Origin of the sequence: Rhizobium cerradonense, from assembly GCF_030182455.1 — a bacterium.
In the GTDB taxonomy this organism is placed as follows: domain Bacteria; phylum Pseudomonadota; class Alphaproteobacteria; order Rhizobiales; family Rhizobiaceae; genus Rhizobium.
The window spans coordinates 132,067-146,184 of record NZ_JAQJCK010000014.1; the positions used below are offsets into that span (position 1 = coordinate 132,067).

13 protein-coding genes are annotated in these 14,118 nt (G+C 60.7%); 12 read left to right on the forward strand and 1 reads right to left on the reverse strand.

All coding sequences use genetic code 11. The features are described from left to right. Positions 1 to 4: 4 nt before the first annotated feature. The 12 genes from PH547_RS25580 to nuoG all read left to right on the forward strand — a co-directional run bounded on the left by PH547_RS25580 (position 5) and on the right by nuoG (position 13,612). Complete coding sequence (locus PH547_RS25580) at positions 5 to 1,468, forward strand: monovalent cation/H+ antiporter subunit D family protein (RefSeq protein WP_285169728.1); 1,464 nt, start codon at positions 5 to 7, stop codon at positions 1,466 to 1,468. Beyond that, positions 1,465 to 1,719 (forward strand): hypothetical protein, encoded by a 255-nt coding sequence (locus PH547_RS25585; protein WP_283052964.1) that lies wholly within the window; start codon positions 1,465 to 1,467, stop codon positions 1,717 to 1,719. The genes PH547_RS25580 and PH547_RS25585 overlap by 4 nt, the downstream gene beginning before the upstream one ends. After that, a complete protein-coding gene (locus tag PH547_RS25590; RefSeq protein ID WP_285169729.1) occupies positions 1,712 to 3,487 on the forward strand; it encodes a Na(+)/H(+) antiporter subunit D in 1,776 nt (591 codons plus the stop codon). Before PH547_RS25585 ends, PH547_RS25590 begins: the two co-directional genes overlap by 8 nt. A gap of 8 nt (positions 3,488 to 3,495) precedes the next feature. Then, positions 3,496 to 4,971: an NADH-quinone oxidoreductase subunit M gene (locus PH547_RS25595; protein ID WP_285169730.1), complete on the forward strand. Its 1,476-nt coding sequence runs from the start codon at positions 3,496 to 3,498 to the stop codon at positions 4,969 to 4,971. Continuing rightward, the gene (locus PH547_RS25600; RefSeq protein ID WP_285169731.1) at positions 4,968 to 6,407 is read left to right on the forward strand and encodes an NADH-quinone oxidoreductase subunit N; all 1,440 of its coding nucleotides are present in this window, start codon (positions 4,968 to 4,970) and stop codon (positions 6,405 to 6,407) included. Before PH547_RS25595 ends, PH547_RS25600 begins: the two co-directional genes overlap by 4 nt. A 150-nt stretch (positions 6,408 to 6,557) precedes the next feature. Continuing rightward, entirely contained in the window at positions 6,558 to 6,923 is a 366-nt protein-coding gene (locus PH547_RS25605) for an NADH-quinone oxidoreductase subunit A (RefSeq protein ID WP_285169732.1), read from the forward strand. After that, a complete protein-coding gene (locus PH547_RS25610) occupies positions 6,911 to 7,414 on the forward strand; it encodes a NuoB/complex I 20 kDa subunit family protein (protein ID WP_285169733.1) in 504 nt (167 codons plus the stop codon). The genes PH547_RS25605 and PH547_RS25610 overlap by 13 nt, the downstream gene beginning before the upstream one ends. Continuing rightward, on the forward strand, positions 7,411 to 7,974 hold the full coding sequence (locus PH547_RS25615) for an NADH-quinone oxidoreductase subunit C (protein ID WP_104827770.1): 564 nt from the start codon (positions 7,411 to 7,413) through the stop codon (positions 7,972 to 7,974). The genes PH547_RS25610 and PH547_RS25615 overlap by 4 nt, the downstream gene beginning before the upstream one ends. Position 7,975: 1 nt before the next feature. After that, a complete protein-coding gene (gene nuoD / locus PH547_RS25620) occupies positions 7,976 to 9,190 on the forward strand; it encodes an NADH dehydrogenase (quinone) subunit D (protein ID WP_285169736.1) in 1,215 nt (404 codons plus the stop codon). A 16-nt stretch (positions 9,191 to 9,206) separates the two neighbouring features. Beyond that, positions 9,207 to 9,719, forward strand: coding sequence for an NADH-quinone oxidoreductase subunit NuoE (gene nuoE / locus PH547_RS25625; RefSeq protein ID WP_285169737.1), 513 nt, complete (start codon positions 9,207 to 9,209; stop codon positions 9,717 to 9,719). Positions 9,720 to 9,721: 2 nt separating this feature from the next. Next, on the forward strand, positions 9,722 to 10,987 hold the full coding sequence (gene nuoF / locus PH547_RS25630) for an NADH-quinone oxidoreductase subunit NuoF (RefSeq protein ID WP_285169738.1): 1,266 nt from the start codon (positions 9,722 to 9,724) through the stop codon (positions 10,985 to 10,987). Positions 10,988 to 11,020: 33 nt separating this feature from the next. Further along, positions 11,021 to 13,612 carry an NADH-quinone oxidoreductase subunit NuoG gene (nuoG, locus tag PH547_RS25635; RefSeq protein ID WP_285169739.1) on the forward strand — a complete coding sequence of 864 codons (2,592 nt, stop codon included), beginning with the start codon at positions 11,021 to 11,023 and terminating at the stop codon, positions 13,610 to 13,612. Positions 13,613 to 13,662: 50 nt separating this feature from the next. Here the strand turns inward: nuoG and PH547_RS25640 are convergent, their stop codons facing one another. Next, positions 13,663 to 14,103 (reverse strand): CBS domain-containing protein, encoded by a 441-nt coding sequence (locus PH547_RS25640; protein ID WP_104827765.1) that lies wholly within the window; start codon positions 14,101 to 14,103, stop codon positions 13,663 to 13,665. Positions 14,104 to 14,118: the final 15 nt, after the last annotated feature.

Here is a 14,118-nt window from a genome sequence, read left to right on the forward strand (position 1 = left end):
CGGCTTGGACCCGGTGATATCGATCCGGCCACTGCTTGCCGTCGCCGTCCCAGGCTTGGCGGCCCTAACAATTCTGCTTCTGAACAACCGCGAGAAACTCCGCGATATCGTATCGCCAATAGCAGCAATTGTTCTGTTTGCGATTGTCGCCTCAATGGCGCCGACGGTGCTGGCGGGGGGGACCGTCGACTTGCGCCTGTTCGAGATCCTGCCGGGGGTCGAGTTCGCTTTCCGGGCCGACGCGCTCGGCATGGTGTTCGCCACTATCTCGTCGCTTTTATGGATCGTGGCCGCATTCTATTCCATCGGCTATATGCGGCACTTGAACGAACATGCGCAGACCCGCTTCTTCGCCTGCTTCGCCACCAGCCTCGCGGCGGCCGTTGGGGGGGCCTTCGCCGCCAATCTGTTCACCTTGGTCATCTTCTACGAGGTGCTCAGCCTCGTTACCTATCCGCTTGTCTATCACCACGAGGATGAAGAGGGGTGGAGGGGTGCCCACAAATATCTCGTCTATTTGATGGGAGCCTCGAAAAGCGTCCTGCTCGCCGCGCTGGCACTGACCTACTCCATTGCCGGATCGCTCGATTTTAGGGAGGGCGGGCTGTTGGCGGGCGTCAACGCCTCGGCGGCGCTGCTGACGGTCGTCTATTTCTGCTATCTCTTCGGCTTCGCCAAGGCCGCGGTGATGCCGATGCACGCCTGGCTGCCTGCCGCGATGGTGGCGCCGACGCCGGTCAGCGCGCTCTTGCATGCCGTGGCCGTGGTCAAGATGGGCGTGTTTTGCCTGCTGCGAGTGGTGTTCCATGTCTTTGGCGTCAAGTTGGTCGGGGAGCTCGGCCTCGGCATCGCCACGGCCTATCTGGTCTCGTTCACGATCCTCATGGCGTCGATCTATGCCCTGACGCGGGACGACCTTAAGGCGAGGCTCGCCTATTCGACAGTTAGCCAGCTCTCCTACATCGTGTTGGGTGCGGTTCTGCTGTCGCCGGTCGCGATGGTTGGCGGCATTATCCACATGGCTGCCCACGCATTCTCGAAGATCACGCTGTTTTTCTGCGCGGGGTCGATCTATTGCGCGTCCGGTAAGCGCAACATCAGCGACATGGCGGGCATCGGCCGCAGGTTGCCATGGACGATGGGCGCATTTTTCATCGCTTCGCTGAGCATGATCGGGATACCGCCGACCGCGGGCTTCATCAGCAAGTGGTATCTGACTTTGGGGTCCGTGGAGGCAGGGCAGATCGCGTTCCTGGCCGTGCTCCTGGTGAGCTCGATCCTGAATGCCGCCTACTTCCTGCCAGTCAGCTATGCCGCCTTTTTCGGGGCGGAGGCGGAGGAAAACCCGGCGACGATCCGTGAAATCCCTATGGTCACGATCCCGCTCGTTGCGACCGCCATCCTGTCGGTGTTGATGGGCATCTTTCCCGGCTATTTCCTCACCCTGGCGGACGGAGTGGTCAAATGATCAAGCGTGTCATCGACTTCTTTGGTGACGAGGAATATGCGAGGCGCCGGCGCCGGCTATTCTATCTCGTGCTCATTCTGATCGTCGCGGCTGACTTTCTGGTCTCTCACGAACACGCCGAATATCTGTGGGACCACCTGCCTGGCTGGTCCGCCGTCTACGGCTTCGGCTCCTGCATACTGATCATCTTCGTTTCCAAGTTTCTCGGCCATCGGGCCGGGCTGATGCGGCGCGAGGATTATTATGACTGACTTCATCCATCCGGCTCTGCTCTTCATTCTCGGCGCTCTGCCGATCCCGTTCCTCAGTGGGTCGATCCGCAAGGCCTATCTGCTCGCAATCCCCGCGCTGGCGATCCTCGCCGTACTGGCGATGCAGCCGGGCAGCTATGGTGAGGCGCGGTTCATCGGGCAGGAAATCTTGATCGCGAAGGTCGACAAGCTGAGCATCGTCTTCGCCACCGTTTTCACCATCATGGCGTTGATCGGCATGGTCTATGCGCTGCACCTGACGGACGCTGGTCAGCACGTGGCGGCCTTCATCTATGTTGGCGGGGCACTCGGCGTGGTGTTCGCCGGTGATTACCTGACCCTCTACATGTTCTGGGAGGCCATGGCATTCGCTTCCGCCTACCTGGTCTTCGCGCAGCGCGGCGGGCCGGCGATCCGGGCAGGGTTCCGGTATCTCATGGTTCATATCACCGGCGGTGTCGTTCTGCTCGGCGGCATCATTCTCCATGGTCTCGCCACCGGCTCGCTGCTCTTTGGCCCGATGGAGTGGGGGCCGATCGACGGTGGAATGGGCGTGGGCGCCTATCTGATCCTCGCCGGGTTCATCCTTAACGCAGCGGTGCCGCCACTCAATGCCTGGCTGACCGATGCCTATCCGGAAGCGACCGTCACCGGGGCGGTGTTCATGAGCGCCTTCACCACCAAGACCGCCGTCTATGTCCTGGCGCGGGCGTTTCCAGGCACCGAGCTTCTTGTTTGGCTCGGCACGGCGATGGCGCTTTACGGTGTCATCTACGCGGTGTTGGAGAACGACTGCCGCCGGCTTCTGGCCTATCACATCGTCAGCCAGGTGGGCTACATGGTGGCGGGCATCGGCATCGGGACGGAGATGGCCGTGAATGGGGCCACCAGCCACGCCTTCGCGCATATCCTCTACAAGGCCCTGCTCTTCATGGGAGCCGGCGCAGTGATCTATGTTACCGGGCGGCGCAAGCTCACCGAGCTTGGCGGCCTCTACAAGAGCATGCCGCTTACCGTGGCACTCTACATGGTCGGCGCTTTCGCGATCTCGGCGTTTCCGTTCTTCTCGGGCTTTGTGACCAAGTCGATGGTGATAGCCGCCGCTGGAGCGGATCATCGGGCGCTGGTAGTGCTGGCGCTGACGATGGCGTCGTCTGGAACGTTCCTGCACACCGGGCTCAAGCTGCCGTATTATATGTTTTTCGGCACGGATCGGAAAATCGAGGCGCGGGAGGCGCCACGCAACATGCTGGTTGCAATGGCCATGGCGGCAGTGCTCTGCATTGGGATCGGAGTGTTCCCCCAGCCGCTCTATGCGCTTCTGCCTTATCCGGTCGACTTTGAACCCTACACAGGCCTCCATGTCACTGAGAGCCTCGGCCTCTTGATGTTCACCGCCCTGGGATTTGTGCTGTTCCTCAAGGCGCTCGATCCCGAGAACACGATCAGCATCGATACTGATTGGTTCTATCGCAAGGGCGCTCGGCTCTTCATGTGGCTCGCCGAAAAACCACTGGCGCGCTACGAGAAGGCGGTGAGCGACGTGTCCGAGACCGCAGCCCTGCCCTTCCTGCATGGAGCGGCGCGATCGGGACTGCAGATCGATCTCAGCGGGGTGGATGCCGCCGTGAACGGCGTTGCTCGCTCGATTCTGCGTGGTGGCGGGGCGCTGCGGCGGCTCCAGACCGGGGTCGTCACCCATTATGCGCTGGCGATGATCGTCGGTGTGATCGCAGCTACCGTTGTCTTCGCCGTGGTGTGGCGGTAGGGGGTGCGATGGGATTCCCGCTTCTTAGCCTGATCGTATTCACGCCCGCCGCGGGTGCTGCGGTTCTGATGTTTCTGCGCAGCGATGAAGCGGCGCGCTGGATGGCGCTTGCCGTCACCATTCTCGACCTTGCTCTCTGCATCGTCATGCTTGCGAACTTTGACACCACCAGCCACGCGATGCAGTTCACCGAGACGCGCCTGTGGGTGCCCGCACTCGGGATCAGCTATGCGCTTGGGATCGACGGAATCAGCGCGCTCTTCGTGTTCCTGACTGCGCTGTTGGGCTCAGTCTGCGTACTCGCCTCGTGGGTCGCGATCGACCGCAAGGTAAAGGGGTTCATGGCCAGTCTCCTGGTCATGCAGGCTCTTATGTTGGGGGTGTTCTGCGCGCTCGACCTCTTCTTGTTCTACGTCTTCTGGGAGGCCATGCTGATCCCGATGTATTTGATCATCGGCGTCTGGGGCGGCGACGGCCGGATCTATGCAGCGTTCAAATTCTTCCTCTACACGCTGGCGGGCAGCCTTCTGTTCCTGATCGGTGTCATCGTGCTCTATCTCCAGGGCGGCAAGACCTTCGACATCCTTGCGCTCACAGCTCAGGATTTGCCGTTCCGGCTCCAGTCGTGGGTATTCTTCGCCTTCCTGATCGCCTTCGCGGTCAAAGTGCCGATGGTCCCGGTTCATACTTGGCTGCCGGACGCTCATGTGCAGGCGCCGACGGCGGGCAGCATCATCCTTGCCGGCGTGCTCTTGAAGATGGGCGCCTATGGGTTCCTGCGGTTCTCGCTGCCGATGCTGCCGCAGGCGTCGGTGTATTATGGGCCGCTGATGCTGGGGCTTTCGGCGCTTGCGATCGTCTATGGCGGGTTGCTGGCGCTGGCGCAGGACGATCTGAAGAAGCTGGTGGCCTATTCCAGCATCAGCCACATGGGCTTCGTGACGCTGGGAATTTTTTCGCTGAATCTCCGCGGGCTCGAGGGCGGCATTCTGCAAATGTTCAATCATGGCATAACGACGGGTGCGTTGTTCCTGTTCGTCGGCCTGATCTACGAGCGAACACATACTCGCAGCATCGCGGATTATGGCGGGCTGATGAAGGTGGCGCCCGTTTACACAGCGTTTCTCGCGCTGTTCACCCTGTCATCAATGGCGCTGCCGGGAACGAATTCGTTCGTGGGCGAGTTGCTGGTGCTGTCGGGCGGGTTTGCGACCAACCTGGCGGCCGGCGCGGCCGCCGTTTTGGGCGCATTGCTGGGTGCCGCCTATCTGCTTGGCATGTATGGGAAAGTCGCGCTCGGTCCGCCCAGCGTCGGCATCCGGTTCAAGATACGCGATGTGAATGCCCGCGAAATGGCTGCGATCTTGCCGCTCGCCGTCTTCGTTCTTTGGGTCGGGCTCTACCCGAAACCTTTTCTCAACATCATAGACGTGTCGGTAAAGCATCTGCTGGCGCACGTACACGGTGAGGGGAATGGCCAATGACCGACGCCGCGCTTTTTCAATCGATCCTGGCGAGCATACCCGAGATCGTGGTGGTCACCGGAGCCTGCGTCCTGCTGATCCTGGGACAGTTTGTGCGAAAGGAGCAGGAATATTTCCTTGTCTGGGCTTCCGTCACGGTCGTGCTGATCGCCGCCCTGGCGACACTCATGCTGGCAAGCGAGGTGCGGCCGGCCTACGCGGGCATGTTCATCGCCGACCGCTTCGCGGTCTTCTTCAAGTTCGTATTCTACCTGGCGACTATCCTGACATTCCTCCTTTCACGAAAATATGCCGATATCGAAGGGATCGGCAGCAGCGAATATTATGTCCTGTTGCTCTTCGCGCTTTCGGGAATGATGATCATGGCCTCGGCGACCGATCTCCTGTCGATCTATGTGGGGCTCGAACTAATGGTGCTTTGCACCTATGTGCTGACCGGCTTCCTACGCCAGCAGCGTCGGTCGAACGAAGCGGCGCTGAAATATGTGATCCTCGGCTCGGTCTCGACCGGGATTTTCCTTTTCGGCGTTTCCCTTGTCTATGGGCTCACCGGCACGACGCAGCTAGACGGGATGGCTGCGGCAGTGACCGGTAATCCGCTTGACCCCGGATTACTGCTGGCGGTGGTTTTCATCGTCGCGGGGCTGGTCTTCAAAGTCGGCGCGGTCCCGTTCCATATGTGGGTGCCGGACGTTTACGAAGGCGCGCCGACGACGATCACGGCTTTCATGTCGGTTGGCCCCAAGGCTGCGGGGTTCGCGGTGATCCTGCGCGTGTTCCTCAATCCGCTCGTTGCAGCCTCGAATGTTTGGATCATCGTTGCGGTCATTGCGGTGGCGACGATGGCGCTCGGCAGTTTCGTGGCGCTGGTGCAGGATAATTTCAAGCGCCTCCTGGCCTATTCCAGCATCGCCCATGCCGGGTTCGCGATTTTTGGCGTGGCGGCAGGCGGCCCGGACGGCATCGCCAGCGTGATGCTCTACCTACTGATTTATTCTTTCATGAATCTCGGCATCTTCGGCACCGTCATCATGATGCGGAATGGCGATTTTTCGGGCGAGGTCATCGAAGACTATGCGGGGTTGGCGAAGTCCCATCCGGGGCTGGCACTTCTGATGCTGCTCTATCTCTTCTCGCTGGCCGGCATTCCACCGACGGCCGGGTTCTTCGCCAAGTTCTACGTGCTGGTCGCGCTCGTCGAGCGAGGTTTCGTCATGCTGGCGGTGATCGCAGTGCTGCTGAGCGCCGTTGCCGCCTACTTCTATATCCGCATCGTCATGGTGATCTATATGCGCGAGCCTGGGAGGGCCTTCGCCCCGGCGCTGACGCCATTGGTGCGCGCCACGCTCGCCTTCACCGCCGCCGGTACAATCGGTATCGGCCTATTTCCATCGTGGTTTCTGAGGCTTGCCCAGCATTCGGTGTTTGGCGGTTGATCAATTGGATTTGCAATGACCCGCCCGACGGAATAAACTGACAATTCAAGAAAGGATTGCCCAAGCCGCTTTCCGGAGCGACGCTTACCGGTCCAAACGAGGTCGGTTTGCCGAGGAAAGCCTCCAAGTGGGTAACCGGTGCAGTGTGCTATGACTGCAATGGAATTCTTGCCGGTTCTTTTCATGGTCGCCGGAGTCGTTCTGGTGGCGGGGGTGACGCTTTTCGTCTCCTCGCTACTGCGCCCATCCAATCCCTATCCCGCGAAGAACATGCCCTATGAATGTGGGATGGACGCTGCGGGAGAGGCGGCCGGTGGCCGTTTCAGGGTGCCGTTTTTTATTCTTGCCATCCTGCTGGTCGTCTTCGATGTCGAAGCAATGTTCCTCTTTCCCTGGGCTGTCGTCCTGAAAGAGATCGGGCTGGTCGGCTATGTCGAGATGTTCGTCTTCATGTTGCTGCTTCTTGTGGGCTTCGCCTACGCCTGGCTGAAGGGAGCGCTGGAATGGGAGGCGTAAATAATGCGATCCGCGACAGCGTGCTTTTCACAACGGCCGACAGCATTGTTAGCTGGGGTCGAAGGTCGGCGCTGTGGCCTGAGACTTTCGGAATTGCCTGCTGCGCCATCGAGATGATTTCGGCGGGTTGCGCTCGCTATGATCTTGACCGCTTCGGCGTGGTGTTCCGCCCGTCGCCTCGACAGTCCGATGTGATGATCATCGCCGGTACGGTGACCCGGAAATTCGCGCCCGTCGTGCGGCGGCTTTATGACCAGATGCCGGAACCGCGCTGGGTGATCGCAATGGGCACCTGCGCTATTTCAGGCGGGGTCTACAACACCTACGCCGTGGTGCAGGGGTCGGAAACCTTCGTGCCCGTCGACGTGCATGTGCCCGGCTGTCCACCGCGGCCGGAGGCGCTGATGCATGGCTTCCTCCTGCTTCAGGAGAAGATCAAGAGGTCCCGCGCGCTGGCCGGAACGCCTCTGGACCGGGTTGCAACGTCATGAGCGTGAAGCAGCCTCTCAATCCCGCCCTGATCATGGAGCGTTTCGGAGAAGCAATCGAGGATCTCGGCGTCGCCCACGGCATTCATGCCTTTGCTGTCCCACCTGCCGCGATCGTCGAGTTCTGCCGCTTCCTGAAAGAGCATCCGGCGCTGCAGTTCAATTTTCTTTCGGACATCTGCGGAGTCGATCATTATCCCGAAACACCGCGGTTCGAAGCGGTTTACCACCTCTATTCGCTATCCAACAGGTGGCGAGTTCGCATCAAATGCCGGCTTGGCGACCCACCGCAGCTTCCCTCGGTCACAGGCGTCTGGCGCACGGCCAACTGGCATGAGCGCGAGGCCTGGGACATGTATGGCATCAGGTTCGAGGGGCATCCCGACCTGCGCCGGATCTACATGTGGGAGGGCTTCGCGGGCTTCCCCCAGCGCAAGGATTTTCCCCTGCGCGGATACAAGGACAAGCTGAATCCCTTTGGTGCCGAAGGCCCACCGCCAACGCAGCCGGACCTCGCCACCAGGGACATTCCACAGGGGGTCCGTTCTACGCCGGAAAGTTGAGATGACCGAAGTCACCGAGCTCAGCAGGCCAGAGGGCGAAGCGCTCAATACCAGGGAAGTGCTTCTCAATCTCGGCCCGCAGCACCCCAGCACTCATGGGGTTCTCAGACTTGTCCTTGAGCTGGATGGCGAGTGCGTCGAGCGCGTAGACCCGCATATCGGCTACCTCCATCGCGGGACCGAAAAGCTGGCGGAGAGCTTCACCTATACCCAGATTTTCCCGCTGACGGATCGGCTCGACTATCTCTGCCCGCCCTCGAACAATCTGGCCTTTGCACTGGCGGTAGAGAAACTCCTCGGCATAGAAGCACCGCTCAGGGCGCAGTATGTCCGCGTGATGATGGCCGAGCTGGCGCGGATATCCGGTCATCTCCTGATCACTGGCGCGTTGCCGATGGACCTCGGCGCCATGACCGCGCTCCTTTACGCCATGCGCGAGCGCGAAATGATCATGGACCTGATGGAAATGATTACCGGTGCGCGAATGCACACCTCCTTCTGCAGGGTTGGCGGGTTGCGCGAAGACCTACCTGACGGCTTCCTGCCCAAGATCAGAGAGTTCTGCGACATCTTCCCGAACCGTATCCGCGACTATGAGCGGTTGCTCGAGAAAAATAGGGTGTTCCTCAAGCGCACCGAAGGAGTTGGCGTGATCTCCGCCGAGGACGCTATCGATCTCGGCTTGAGTGGCCCGAACCTGCGCGCTTCCGGAGTCGACTGGGACATCCGGCGCGACGAACCCTATGAAATTTATGACCGGCTCGATTTCAACGTCATCACCCGCAGCGAGGGCGATTGTTACGCACGCTGGAGGTGTCGGGTCGATGAGATGCGCGAAAGCATCCGGATTATCGAACAATGCATCGAGCAGATGCCCGAGGGGCCGTTCCAGATCGACATGCCGACCATCGCCTTCCCGATGGATAAGGATCGCGTGCACTGTTCGATGGAGGCGCTTATCCAGCATTTCGACCTGTCTGCCTACGGCTTCAAAGTGCCGAAGGGCGAGGTCTATTCGGCGATCGAAGCGCCAAAGGGCGAACTCGGCTTCTATATCATCAGCGACGGATCGCCAAAGCCATTCCGCATGAAGGTGAGGGCACCCTCCTTCGTCAACCTTCAGGCACTTTTCGGGGTCACCAACGCTCGTTACCTGGCGGACATGATCGCCGTGCTGGGCAGCCTCGACCCCGTGATGGCGGAGGTGGACAAGTAGCAGGGATTTGGATGCGATGACCATGCGCGAAAAGATCGAAGAGGCGGCAGTGCGGTATCCCGACCGGCGCTCGGCGATCATGCCCGCGCTTCTGATTGCCCAGAGGGAACATGGCCATCTGCCAGGCTCTGTGTTGGAAGAGGTTGCAGACATTCTCGGGGTCGAGCGGATCTGGGTCTACGAACTGGCGACCTTCTACACCCACTTCCATACCGAGCCGGTGGGGATGTTCCACCTGCAGCTCTGCGACAATGTTTCCTGCATGCTATGCGGATCCGAGAACCTGCTGACGTATCTGGAAACGGTGCTGGGGATCAAAAAGGGCGACACCACCCCGGACGGGCTGTTCACGCTCTCGACCGTCGAATGCCTTGGCGCTTGCGAGATGGCTCCGATGATGCAGGTCGGCGACGACTATCACGGAAATCTCGACATCGCGCGGATCGACGCACTCTTGGACCGCCTTCGGGCGACAGCCGGGCGGGCAACGAGCATTGAGCATGCCTCTGTGCGACCGCCGGGAGCGTAGCCATGTTCGAGCAGGTTCTACTCAAAAATGTCGGAGTGCCCGACGGTCATTTGCTCTCGACCTACGAGGCTGGCGGCGGCTACCAGGCACTGGCAAAGGTGCTGCGCGAGTGCGCGCCCGACGAGATCGTCGAACTCGTCAAGAAGTCCAACCTGCGTGGTCGCGGCGGTGCCGGATTCCCTACGGGCATGAAATGGAGCTTCGTGCCGAAGCGGGCCGATAAGCCGAAATATCTGTGCTGCAACGCCGATGAAGGCGAACCGGGTACCTTCAAGGACCGGATCATCATGGAGCGTGACCCGCATCAGCTCATCGAGGGGCTGGCAATTAGCGCTTACGCAATTGGAGCCGAGATCGCCTATGTTTATGTTCGCGGAGAATATGTAACGGCGATACGGCGCCTGGAGCAGGCGATCGCCGAGGCTCATGAAAAGCATTATCTCGGAAGGGGCATTCTGAGGTCGGACTTCAATTTCACAGTACACATTCACTGCGGCGCAGGCGCTTATATCTGCGGCGAGGAGACTGCGATGCTCGAGTCGCTCGAGGGCAAGCGGGCTCAGCCGCGATTGAAGCCGCCATTTCCGGCTGTGGCCGGGCTCTATGCCAGCCCGACCGTTATCAACAATGTCGAGACGCTGGTTTGCGTGCCGCACATTGTTATGCGAGGGCCTGATTGGTTCCGCAGCATCGGCCCGGAGAAGAGCCCTGGCCCGAAGCTCTATTGCCTCAGCGGACAGGTGCGCAAACCCGGCCTCTTCGAGTTGCCGATGGGCATCCCGCTGCGCGAACTGGTCGAGGAGCACGCCGGTGGCGCGCTGCCCGGGCGCAAGATTAAGGCGGTGATCCCCGGCGGCGTTTCGGCGCCGCTGATCCCGGAAAGGGGTCTGGACATGGGGATGGACTTTGATTCGCTGGCGGCTGTCGGCTCGATGCTCGGTTCGGCCGGGGTGATCGTGATCGACGACTCGACCTGCGTGGTCAAGGTCGCCACCAGGATCATCGAGTTCTTCCACCATGAGTCCTGCGGCAAGTGTACCCCTTGCCGCGAGGGGCTGAACTGGGTCGTGAAGGTGCTGCGCCGGCTTGAGGCCGGAGAGGGCGCACCGGGCGACCTGGAACAGTTAAAGGCACTCTGCAAGGGCATTTTCGGGAATACATTCTGTGCGCTCGGCGATGGTGCGGCCATGGGGCTGAGGGCGGCGCTGCAGCATTTCGAGCCTGAATTCGTCGCCCATATAGAGGAGCGGAGGTGTCCGTTTCACTGAGCAGAGCCGTTGGGTGAGACGCGTGAGGAAGCCATGGTTAGCATTACGATCGACACACAAACGCTGGAAGTTGAGGCCGGCTCGACCGTGCTGCAGGCCGCCCAGCGTTTGGGCATCGATATCCCGACCTTCTGCTATCTGAAGCGCCTGCCGGCGCTGGCCTCCTGCCGCATGTGTCTGGTGGAGATCGAGGGGCTGCGGCGGCTGCAGCCGTCCTGCGCCACCGCGGTCACCGACGGCATGGTGGTGCGGACGACTACGCCGCTCATTGAGGAAACGCGCTCTTCGATGCTCGACATGCTGCTCGCCAACCATCCTCTTGATTGCCCGATTTGCGACAAGGGCGGCGAATGCGAGCTTCAGAACATGGTGATGGCCTACGGGCCCCGTGAAAGTGGATTCCGCGATGAAAAGCGTGTGTTCCACTCCAAGGACATCCGCCTCAGCCCCGTGATCATCATGAACGTCAACCGCTGCATCCAGTGCCAGCGCTGCGTCCGGATGTGTGAGGAGGTCGTCGGCGCGGTCGCGCTCGGAACCGTCGAAAAAGGCATGGATACCGCCGTCACCGGTTTCGAGGGTAGCCTCGCGAGTTGTGATCAGTGCGGCAATTGCATCGAGGTCTGTCCGGTCGGCGCGCTGATGAGCTTCCCCTATCGCTATAAGGCGCGGCCCTGGGATCTGGTTGAAACGGATACTGTCTGCCCGCATTGCGGTACCGGTTGCCAGCTAACGGTGGGCACGCGCAAGGGCGAGTTCATGCGGGTGCGCTCGAAGTGGGATCACGGGCTCAACCGCGAAACGCTCTGCGTGCGAGGACGCTTCGGTCTGGATTTCGTCTCGAGCAGAGACCGGATCAAGCGGCCGATGATCCGTCGCGATGGCGCCCTGGTCCCGGTTTCCTGGGACGAGGCGGGGGACTATCTGCGCCGGCGGTTGTCGGACGTCGAGAGTAAGGCTGCCGGCGGGCTGGCCTCGCCGCGTTTGCCGAATGAAGTGCTTTATCAATTCCAGAAGCTGATGCGGACGGTGTTCCGGACCAACAACATTGATTGTTCAACGCGCTGGTCCACGCCCTTCGATATACTCGGCCCGTTGGCGGCAAGCTTCTACAGCCGCGCACCGTTCGAGGAAATGATCGGCAATGACTGCGTGCTGATCGTTGGCGGCAACGTCACCGAAGAGAACCCGGTTACCGAATACCTGCTGCGGGATGGCGCGCGGCGACGCCATACCGGATTGCTGATGCTTTCGGCGCGGCCATCCCGTTTGGACGCCGATTCCCCGGTGGTCGTTCGCGTTCCCCCAGGCGGAGAACCGGCGAGCCTCGCGGCGGTGGTCGCCGGGCTCTTGGCAGCGGCCGACCAGACTTTGCAGCGTGACGCTTTGGCCGACATCAGCGCAAAAATTGGTAGATCGGCGGCGAGTACCGGAAATGACCGGCCGGATCACCTCGTCGAAGCCCTCAATAACGGCGGCAGCGTCAGCGTGCTCGTCAGCGTTGAGCTGCTGAGATCACCCGAAGCGCGGGCGACGTTGCAACAGCTCAACAACCTGCTGCGAGTTCTCCGCATGCTCGGCAAGAGCCCTGCGATGCAGTTCCTCTTCGACCGCGCCAACCAGATGGGCGCCTGGGATATGGGGGTTTTGCCGGCGGCTCTGCCGGGGTTACAGGCGATCCATGATGACGCAGCGCGAGCCACACTCGCACGGAGCTGGGGGACCGAAATCCCGTCTGAATCCGGCGCGGGTCTCGACGCCATGTTGGAGCTCTGCGTCAGTGGGGAGATGGGCGCACTTTACATAGCCGGAGCCGATCCTCTGATCGCTTATCCCGACAGGGATTTCGTGACCCGGGCGCTTGGCGCCGCCGATCTGCTGATCGTGCAGGACACTTTCCTCACGGATACTGCGGGGTTGGCAGAGGTCGTCCTACCCGCGGCAGGTTACGGCGAAGAAACCGGCACCTTCACCAATAATGAAGGCCGGACTCAAACGGTCCGCAAATTTCGCGAACCCGCCTTCGAAGCGCGAGGCAATCTGGCGATCTTCGACTTCGTCGCGGCGCTTCGCAACCAAGCTTTGCGGCCATCGATACAAGGCGAAATTTTTGCCGAGATTACCCAATTGGTTCCCGCCTATCAGGGGCTGACACAGGCTGGGTTTGGCGCCGATGGCGCATTCACCAAGGCAGTCCCCGCAACACTGGCGGGCGAGTTCTTCGCGTCGCCACCTGCACCGAAAGCAGCCGACCGGCTCATGCTCATCACTGGCGACTGCCTATTCCACAACGGATATCTCTCCGAGCGCTCGGAAATCCTGAATACGGTCGCAGATGACCCTTATGTCGAGATGAGTGCGCAGGATGCCCTTCAACTCGGCCTTTCGGATCTCGATCAGGTCACCGTGCGATCCGCGCGGGGCGAGTTGACGGCGAAGCTCAAGGTCAACAGGCGCTTTCCCGAAGGGCTCGTATTCATTCCCGAAAACTACAGAGCTCTGCGCCTCAACGCATTGATGCGGCGGGGCGAATATCCATGCCCCGTCGACGTTCGAAAGGCGCACCCGGCCTTCGAGATTCCCACGGTCGCCGACGGAGACGCAAAATCCAATAGCTTGCGCTGAGGGCTCCTACTGCCAGCCTGGTCCCGCGTCTCTATATCAGGCCGGCATCATCAGTGATAACCGGTTCCGGCAATATAATCATGCAGCGCCTGCTCGTTGCGCAGCGATTCATCGAGCCGGTGCTTGACCACGTCGCCGATGCTCACCACCCCGACAGGGCTGCCGCCCTCCATGACCAACACATGGCGCGTGCGTCGTTTGGTCATAAGCGCCATCACAAAGGGCAGCAAATCCTGTGTCGAACAGGTCGCCACCCTGCGGTTCATGATGTCGGCAACCCGCATCATCGGAGCCTCGGTTCCGTATTCAGCCACCGCATTGCAGCAGTCCCGCTCCGACAGCGTACCCAGGCATTCCCCCGGTTTGCGGCCGACGACCACGAAGCCGATGTTGTTTTCCCTAAACAATCGCAGGACCTCCAACATGGGCCGATCTGGCCTGATCGAGATGAGCTCGGGCGATTTGGTTTTCAAGATTTGGCAAACAAGCATCTGAGCCTCCTGTCT

Bases quoted from the DNA above. Each gene is read 5' to 3' on its own strand.
- PH547_RS25585 (WP_283052964.1), top strand. From the start codon at position 1,465: ATGATCAAGCGTGTCATCGACTTCTTTGGTGACGAGGAATATGCGAGG.
- PH547_RS25590 (WP_285169729.1), top strand. From the start codon at position 1,712: ATGACTGACTTCATCCATCCGGCTCTGCTCTTCATTCTCGGCGCTCTG.
- PH547_RS25595 (WP_285169730.1), top strand. From the start codon at position 3,496: ATGGGATTCCCGCTTCTTAGCCTGATCGTATTCACGCCCGCCGCGGGT.
- PH547_RS25600 (WP_285169731.1), top strand. From the start codon at position 4,968: ATGACCGACGCCGCGCTTTTTCAATCGATCCTGGCGAGCATACCCGAG.
- PH547_RS25605 (WP_285169732.1), top strand. From the start codon at position 6,558: ATGACTGCAATGGAATTCTTGCCGGTTCTTTTCATGGTCGCCGGAGTC.
- PH547_RS25610 (WP_285169733.1), top strand. From the start codon at position 6,911: ATGGGAGGCGTAAATAATGCGATCCGCGACAGCGTGCTTTTCACAACG.
- PH547_RS25615 (WP_104827770.1), top strand. From the start codon at position 7,411: ATGAGCGTGAAGCAGCCTCTCAATCCCGCCCTGATCATGGAGCGTTTC.
- nuoD (WP_285169736.1), top strand. From the start codon at position 7,976: ATGACCGAAGTCACCGAGCTCAGCAGGCCAGAGGGCGAAGCGCTCAAT.
- nuoE (WP_285169737.1), top strand. From the start codon at position 9,207: ATGACCATGCGCGAAAAGATCGAAGAGGCGGCAGTGCGGTATCCCGAC.
- nuoF (WP_285169738.1), top strand. From the start codon at position 9,722: ATGTTCGAGCAGGTTCTACTCAAAAATGTCGGAGTGCCCGACGGTCAT.
- nuoG (WP_285169739.1), top strand. From the start codon at position 11,021: ATGGTTAGCATTACGATCGACACACAAACGCTGGAAGTTGAGGCCGGC.
- PH547_RS25640 (WP_104827765.1), bottom strand. From the start codon at position 14,103: ATGCTTGTTTGCCAAATCTTGAAAACCAAATCGCCCGAGCTCATCTCG.